The organism is Hyella patelloides LEGE 07179 (genome assembly GCF_900659865.1).
In the GTDB taxonomy this organism is placed as follows: domain Bacteria; phylum Cyanobacteriota; class Cyanobacteriia; order Cyanobacteriales; family Xenococcaceae; genus Hyella; species Hyella patelloides.
In genome coordinates this window covers 19,789-27,614 of record NZ_LR213837.1, presented here as the reverse complement: position 1 = coordinate 27,614, position 7,826 = coordinate 19,789, and the positions used below count along the sequence as shown (strand labels likewise).

Below are 7,826 nucleotides of genomic sequence, written 5' to 3'. Positions count from 1 at the left end.
AGCTTTTGGTAAACTCGATCCTCTAGCGATCCCGCAACAAGAATATCAATGGTGGTATCAAGTAGCAAAATCTACTTTTATAGACGTAAAAGTTTTTGAAAAATTTACTGATTTTGAGCTTTTTTTTCAAGAGCTTTACGTATATTTTGCTACGAAAAAACCCTGGTATATTTATCCTGATGTCATTAATAGTTTAAAAAGTTGGCAGCAAAAAAAAGTAGAATTAGGTATTATTTCTAATTTTGATACCCGTATCTATCAGGTTTTAGAATTATTGCAATTAAGTTCTTATTTTACTAGTATTACTATCTCTTCCGAGGTAGGATCGGCTAAACCAGACTCTCTAATCTTTAAAACAGCATTGGCAAAACATAATTGTTTACCAGAACAAGCGTGGCATATTGGTGATAGTTTAAGAGAAGATTATCAAGGAGCTAATGCCTTAAAAATCAAAGCTTTTTTACTAGAAAGAGATAAACTGAAGATACAAGTAAAAAACCAGCTACCCAATTTGAATAGTCTGGGATAAACTTGTGTTGATATATTTTTTTAGTATATGGGATTTATACTTGAGGGGGTTTAGCTTTGGATATAGCTAGTCAACAGCGAATTTTGGGTTATTTTATAGAAGAAGCAAAAGAGCATCTACAAACACTAGAGCAAGGAATTTTGCAGTTAGGGACATCTTCCCAAGATACAGAGATGGTCAACGAAATGTTTCGTGCTGCTCACTCGGTTAAAGGCGGTGCAGCAATGTTGGGCTATTCTAGTATTCAAAAAACAGCCCATCGCCTGGAAGATTCTTTTAAAATTCTCAAAGAAAACAGCATTCCTGTAGATCAGAAATTAGAATCTTTATTTCTTGGTGGCTATGATTGTCTTCAAGATTTGATCGAACGCTTAGAGAATTCAGCAGAGTTTAAAGATGAAGATGCTGTCGGTATTTTAGAGCAAGCAGAATCAAATTTTGTTAACTTACATGACTATCTTCAAGAATTACTCGCTGGTGGAGGGGGAGCAGGGGATACTGTTAACTTTGCAGATCGAGTTAAAGAGACTCTCAAAAAGATGTTGCAACTATTTAAACAGCCAGATAATGAGCAAAACCGTCAGCAAATTCAAGGGCTTTGTCAGAGTTTGAGCGAGATCGCTCCAGAAGAGGCTAATTGGCAAAAATTTGTTAAAATCGCCACTCAAGCGACTAGTAATCGCAAGTATCCTTACAATACAGTTGCTCAAATTATTATTAAAGAAATCAAGCAAGCAGGAGACTTACTAAGTGTGAGTCAAGCTAGCAAAATTGTTCCTAGTAAAAATTTACAACAACTAGCTGCTACTGCTGCTGTAAGTAACGATACGGCTGCTGCTAAGGTAATGATTCCCAAAGATGTTCGAGGTGCGGCGATCGCTTTGTTAAAGAATTTTAATAAGACAGAATTAACTCAAATAGTGAAAATTCTCTCTAGCAAACTGTAAGTGACAACTTAATTATTAGCTAGTTAATTTTTGCTAATATATGTAATAATAATTTTTTATCAATAGTGAATATAGATAGAAAATGAGCCAGTTGCCTGTATATCAGCTAGGTCAATACGCTATTAAAGAAAGCGGATTGGCAATACTCTCCCTTCGCTTTGTGTTTGCTTGTCTGCTGCTTTACCTTTGTAGTTGGAGCTTGATTAGTCCTTTAGTAGCTGCGGTTGCTAGAGCCAAACAGATGCATCGCATACCCTGTACTAAGTGTCGTTTCTTTACTAACGATCATCGTCTTAAGTGTACGGTTAAACCCCAAGTTGCCAATACAGAAGATGCTATAGGTTGTCGAGACTATCACGATATTAGCTAAACCTCATTTCACGAAAAAATCGACTACGCAGATTATTTAGCAGCAGATTCAGCTAATGTTGAACCGATAACCTTAAGTAGCCATTAAAAACTCTATTTCTGCGATTTTATTGGGTAACTCAGCAGTTAAGACTTCTGTGCCATTATTAGTAATTAAAACATCGTCTTCGATGCGAATTCCTCTAACATCAGAAAATTGTGCTAAACGTTCCCAGTTAACTGTATTTTGATACTTCTGGCGAAACTCTGGATTATTTAAAATAGCAGGAACTTGATAGAAGCCAGGTTCGATAGTAACCAACATACCAGGGCGTAATTTACGATCCAATCTTAAATATCCTAACCCAAAGCGATCGCTTCTACTACGTCCAGTTTCATAACCCGCAACATCTCCCAAATCTTCCATATCGTGAACATCTAAGCCCAGCAAATGTCCAATACCGTGGGGAAAAAAGAGCGCGTGAGCATCTTGTTCTACTAAATCTGCGGAATTACCTTTTAAAATACCTAAATCCACTAATCCCCCAGTAATTACGGTAGCTGCCAATAAATGAATATCTCGATACTCTACACCAGGGCGCATTTTAGCAATACAAGCATCATGGGCTGCTAACACCACGTTATAAATATCTCTTTGGGTAGCAGAAAACTTCCCAGATACAGCCCAAGTACGAGTAATATCTGAAGCCCAACCAGAATCAGTTTCTGCTCCTACATCCGCTAAAATCAAATCTCCTGACTGTAATGGGTTATGATAGTCTTCATTGTGTAAAACTTCCCCCTGTACGGTAACAATACTGTTATAAGCACAAGTCATATTGTGAGCGATTATCACTCCTTCCATCGCCGAGCGTATTTCTGACTCTGTTTTCGCTTGTAATGTCGCTCGAATTCCTGCTTTATGGGCTTTAACTGATACCTTAGAAGCTTTTTTAAGTTCTGCTAGAGCATTTTCATCATGGCAAAGACGAATACTTACGATAGCTTGAGCTAAATCTAAATCTTTTCCCTTTAGTGCTTTGGCAACAGGTAAATCGCGCCCCAAAAGCTGACATTGCTCTTGATGGGTTACTCTATCTTGTACTGGAATAGTGGCGATATCAGTAATTCTCGTTGCTAATTCTTTCAAAGGATAAGCTTCATCTGCCCCTATTGTGTTAGCAATTTGTTCTCTTGTTGCCATCTCTCCATGCCATAAAGTAGCAGCAGGAGGTGGATTATCCATAAAAAGCGTCAGTTTGCCATTTTCCAAATGAATTGCTGCATTTTCCAGTTGTAAACCAGCAAAATAGAGAAAATGACTGTTAGCCCGAAAAGGATAACGATTAGCAGGAAAATTACGACTTAAAGCTTTTCCCGACCATAAAACTACAGGATCATCAAATAATTGGGCTAATTGCTTTCTTCTTTGTTGCAGAGATAAACTTAAACTCATTGGCTTACGACAAATACCGCTATAAATCATAGTGACACATTAATTTGATGAATCAACAAGAAGACTTAAAACAACTCCTACAAAAAGTTGCTGACGGCTCATTAAAACCAGAAACCGCCTTACATCAAATCAAAAATCTTGGTTTTGAGCCAATAGAAGAATTTGCCAAAATAGATCACCATCGCCATCGCAGAAATGGTTTTCCAGAAGTTATTTGGGGAGAAGGCAAAACACCAGAACAAATTATCAAAATTATGCAAGCGATGCAACGCCAAAATCAAGAATTACAGCAACCTTTACCAGTTATGGCAACTCGCATTGAAGAATCTGTCTTTACCCAATTACAAACCGCTATTCCTCAACTTAATTATTATTCCATAGCAAAAATTGCTGCTCTTGTTCCTGAATATTTGATGCTTCAAAAATCGGGGCTAATTAGTATCATTACTGCGGGTACATCAGATATTCCTGTAGCCGAAGAAGCTGCGGTGACAGCAGAGTTATCGGGTTTTCAAGTCAAGCGTCTTTGGGATGTGGGTGTAGCAGGTATTCATCGCTTACTGAGCAATCTGCAATATGTTCAAGAAGCGGATGTGTTAATTGTCGTCGCAGGAATGGAAGGGGCTTTACCTAGCATAGTAGGAGGATTGGCACAATGTCCTGTAATTGCCGTACCCACCAGCATCGGCTACGGTGCAAGTTTCAATGGTTTGTCTGCTTTGCTAACTATGCTTAATTCCTGTGCTTCGGGTATTGGCGTCATGAATATTGATAACGGCTTTGGTGCTGCAATTTTAGCAGGAAAAATTTTAAAAACTGCGAATAAAATAAACCATAAGCAGAAATAGAAAATGAGAAACTTAGTAGCCAACATTTATAGAAATTTTTTGAGCTTATGGAATACAGCTTAAAATCCTAATTTTTGTTAGTGACTAGTTACAAAACAGATTCTTCTTCTTTGGTTAAACTTTACCAATACGAGAGAAGGGCCAAAAACGAAAGACTGCATGACCGATAATGTTATTTTGAGGTAAGAACCCCCAAATATGAGAGTCATTACTATTATTACGGTTGTCTCCCATGACGAATAATTTACCTTCTGGAACAGTAACAGGCATTAAATCATATTGAGGCAGTTGAGCTATATAATTTTCTTCGAGAGGCTGGTTATTAACGTAAACGATGCCATCCGTTACCGCTACAGTTTCTCCTGCTGATGCGATCGCTCTTTTGATAAATGCTTGATTGGCTTGGTATCCCTGTCTTTGTAGCTGTGGCGGTGGTTGAAACACTACAATATCTCTGCGATGAACATCATCAAAACGATAAGAGACTTTTTCGATAATTAAGCGATCGCCAATTTCTAAGGTGGGAAACATTGATTCTGAAGGAATATAACGAGGTTCGGCGATAAACACCCGAATAATGAAAGAAATTATTAAAGCGATCGCTATAGTTGTAACATTACTTTTAATTGTTTGCCAAAGACTACTATTATTTTTTGATTTTTGTTCTGAACTAATTTGCTCTTTTTCTGGTGACATAAATTACTGTAAAAGAAATTGTTTACTATTTTATACTGTTACTCGAATTAATCATGAATAATGAGTAATTAATAAATAATGGAGTCCTCTTAAAATATAATTTTTGACAACATAAATTAACTTTTGCCACTCGGCTATAAAACATTATATGGTAAATGATAAATGATAGACGTTATTATTGTTCCTCAAGGTGCGGAGTATCAAGCAGTAAAAAAGGGATTAAATAACCTAAAAATACCACAACCTTTAGTTATTTCTATCCCTATTGGAGTTAACCAAATAGATAAAACTTTAACCAAGCAAAAATTTTGGCAATCTCAACCAAAAAGAGTTTTAATGATGGGATTATGTGGTAGTTTATCTACTCAACATTCTGTGGGAGATGCCGTTTTATATCAAAATTGCTATGGTCAAAATTCTCAAAACAATATTGTTACGAATCAAGAATTAAATCAATTAATTAATCAAAAACTGAATTTAGAAGAATTACATCTTAATATATCTTGGGTTTCTGGAATAACAAGCGATCGCGTTATTGCCACTATTACCCAAAAACAGCAGCTTGCTCGAAAGTTTACAGCCAATGTGGTAGATATGGAAAGCTTTGCTTATCTTAATTTATTACAGCAAAATAAGATAGCAGTAAGTATCTTAAGAATAGTGAGTGATGATGTTAAATACAATCTTCCTAATTTAGAACAAACAATTAGTGAATCAGGAAACATTAAACCCGTAACTATGGCGAGAGAAATGCTAAAACAACCCATTGCAAGCATAAGATTTATTAAAAGTAGTTTACAGGGATTAAAAAAGCTACAAGAAGTTACGATTCAACTTTTTCGTAGTTAAAAAGATACGCTCAATGTGTATCTCTATCTCAAGATTGAAATTGAAACTCATTGTTAATATATTAGATTACTATACTATTGATTTAACTAAGCCTAAACAAATTAGTATTGCGATCGCACAAGCTTGGCGAAATCATGGCGCAGTAGACATTTTAATTAATTGTGCTGGAGTCGTACATCAAACCCCGTTTCTACAATCTCAATTGCCAAAAGTAGAAGAGGAAATTCATCTTAATTTTAGAGGAATGGTAACCATAGTACGTTTAATTGCCAAAAGAATGGCAGCCAGAAAACAAGGTACTATTGTCAATGTTTCTAGTTTAATGGGTAAAGTTGCAGCCCCTACTATGGCGACTTATTCTGCTACTAAATTTGCGATTGTGGGCTTTACTCAAGCCTTAAGATTAGAACTTGCTCCCCATAATATTCGGGTAATGGCTTTACTACCTTCTTTGACGAAAACTGATATGATGCGAGACTTAAAATTGTTTCGTGGGGTAATACCGATGACTCCAGAAACCGTAGCACGCTCTTTAGTCAGAGGAATTAAAAAAGACTCTCCAGAAATTTTAGTGCACCCTAAATAGTCATTGAAAATTACTCGAAAACAATTGATAACTGACCACTAACCAGATTATTCCGCTTAGTTTGGGATGAAGATGGGACGGGACTAACCAATTTTCTAAGTACTGAAAATAATTACCCCGTCCTTAACTACTACTAAATTTAATTTTAAAGGGCCAGCAGTATAAGTAGTTTCAGCAACAACAGCTTTAATTTCTCCTAAATCTTCTTCTGAATTAGCAATATCATCAATAAAATTAATTAGGGTGACAATTTGCCCATCTCCTATTTGTAAATCACCAATAATACCTGCTCTTTGAGCGCGAAATTTAGAAGCAGCCAACAGCCAATCTAATCTTTCTTGAATTTCTGTGTGATTCATTGTAGAGAATCAATAGAAACTGTAGCAATAGATTCTCCTGCTTGAAAAACTTCTCGATTGGCAGTGATATCAGCAAATATCCTTACTTCTTGTTCTCCTTGAACATAGTTTCCTGCGGACAAAATACGCACTACATAATCTTTGCCATCTTGAATTTGTTCGGCTAATTGCTGTACTTGAGCCGTGGTAATTCTAACAACTCGTGTACTATCAAATTGGTCATCGTCAATAAGAGTAGATTTAATAGCCTTACGATTTGCTTGTACCAATAAGCGATCGATGGCGGGAATAGCAGCTTTAGCATCGACAATTCTAATTGTGGCAGAAGCCAATACTTCCCCCTTAAAAATGGCAATACGTCGTTCTCTTAGTTCTTGATAGGTTTGATAGTACTGCTCTAAAACAGCGACTTCTCGCTGTAAAAACTTCAGTTGTGACTCTAAATCATTCAAGCGGTTTCTTCTAGCTTGTAGCTCGCTATCTTTATCAGCGATCGCTGTATCTAATTCTGCAATGAGTCGATCTCGATTGCCAATTTGGGATTGCAATACCTGTTGTTCTTGTCTTAGTTGTTGAATACTGTTTTCTTTAGAGGAAATTTCGCTGTCTTGCGCCGTAATCTTTTGTTCTCTTTCTTGTAATTGAGCTTGTAGCTGTTGGCTTTGTTCTTTTAAGCTCGTTAGTTGTTGTAGTTGCTTGGCTCTTTCTCCCAATAAAGTATTTAATTCTTGACGTAAGCCTTTTGCTTGTTCAGAAATATCTTGTAACCGTTGAGTAGATTCTTGAAAATCTTGTTGTGTTACTTCTAATTGTTTCTCTGCTTCAGACTGTTGTTCTTGAACTGTGGTTAGTTGGCTGGCAACTTGCTTTTTCTCGTCATGAACTTGGTATAAATCCCTTTTAACCTGTCTCAGTTCTTTTTTAATATCATCTAACTCAAATAAGCCATCTCGTAAAGATTCACTCAGCAGCAATAAAATTCCCAGAGTAGAAGCAGAAATAAGCGTCCCTGCAATGATAGTAATTATCGTTGCGGTTTGACGAGGACGCAGCTTAAATAATCTCAAACGAGCTTTACCAACTTTGGTCCCTAAGCGATCGCCTAATAATGCAATCAATCCTCCCAATATAAGAGTTGCAATAATCAGAATATAAGTACTGGTCATGGGACAATCAACTCTGAACTATGGAAGGAAATGATCATTAAA

General features: G+C 36.6%; 9 protein-coding genes and 1 pseudogene. 6 read left to right on the top strand and 4 right to left on the bottom strand.

Translation table 11 applies throughout. The features are described 5' to 3' along the window. The 3 genes from H1P_RS13190 to H1P_RS13180 form a co-directional block, all read left to right on the top strand. Nucleotides 1-529 (top strand): HAD-IA family hydrolase (locus tag H1P_RS13190; protein ID WP_144867806.1); only part of this gene is annotated, 529 nt, incomplete at its 5' end. A gap of 56 nt (nt 530-585) precedes the next feature. After that, complete coding sequence (locus H1P_RS13185) at nt 586-1,476, top strand: Hpt domain-containing protein (protein ID WP_144867804.1); 891 nt, start codon at nt 586-588, stop codon at nt 1,474-1,476. A gap of 82 nt (nt 1,477-1,558) precedes the next feature. After that, complete coding sequence (locus tag H1P_RS13180; RefSeq protein ID WP_144867803.1) at nt 1,559-1,846, top strand: hypothetical protein; 288 nt, start codon at nt 1,559-1,561, stop codon at nt 1,844-1,846. A gap of 72 nt (nt 1,847-1,918) precedes the next feature. Here the strand turns inward: H1P_RS13180 and H1P_RS13175 are convergent, their stop codons facing one another. Further along, on the bottom strand, nt 1,919-3,310 hold the full coding sequence (locus H1P_RS13175) for an aminopeptidase P family protein (RefSeq protein ID WP_246141670.1): 1,392 nt from the start codon (nt 3,308-3,310) through the stop codon (nt 1,919-1,921). Between the two features lie 17 nt (nt 3,311-3,327). Between H1P_RS13175 and larB the strand changes: the two genes are divergently transcribed. Continuing rightward, nucleotides 3,328-4,128, top strand: coding sequence for a nickel pincer cofactor biosynthesis protein LarB (gene larB / locus H1P_RS13170; protein ID WP_144867801.1), 801 nt, complete (start codon nt 3,328-3,330; stop codon nt 4,126-4,128). A gap of 114 nt (nt 4,129-4,242) precedes the next feature. Here larB and lepB read toward each other — a convergent pair whose 3' ends face one another. After that, nucleotides 4,243-4,824, bottom strand: a complete 582-nt coding sequence (gene lepB / locus H1P_RS13165; RefSeq protein ID WP_144867799.1) for a signal peptidase I — start codon at nt 4,822-4,824, stop codon at nt 4,243-4,245. Between the two features lie 162 nt (nt 4,825-4,986). On the opposite strand from lepB, the gene H1P_RS13160 reads away from it, so the two are divergent. Then, nucleotides 4,987-5,673, top strand: coding sequence for a 5'-methylthioadenosine/S-adenosylhomocysteine nucleosidase family protein (locus H1P_RS13160; RefSeq protein ID WP_144867797.1), 687 nt, complete (start codon nt 4,987-4,989; stop codon nt 5,671-5,673). Nucleotides 5,674-5,749: 76 nt separating this feature from the next. Next, nucleotides 5,750-6,247, top strand: a pseudogene (locus tag H1P_RS13155) (SDR family NAD(P)-dependent oxidoreductase); the annotation flags it as partial. A 107-nt stretch (nt 6,248-6,354) separates the two neighbouring features. Here the strand turns inward: H1P_RS13155 and H1P_RS38260 are convergent. Next, a complete protein-coding gene (locus H1P_RS38260) occupies nt 6,355-6,618 on the bottom strand; it encodes a hypothetical protein (RefSeq protein WP_246141667.1) in 264 nt (87 codons plus the stop codon). Further along, a complete protein-coding gene (locus H1P_RS13150; protein WP_246141665.1) occupies nt 6,615-7,784 on the bottom strand; it encodes a DUF3084 domain-containing protein in 1,170 nt (389 codons plus the stop codon). Before H1P_RS13150 ends, H1P_RS38260 begins: the two co-directional genes overlap by 4 nt. Nucleotides 7,785-7,826: the final 42 nt, after the last annotated feature.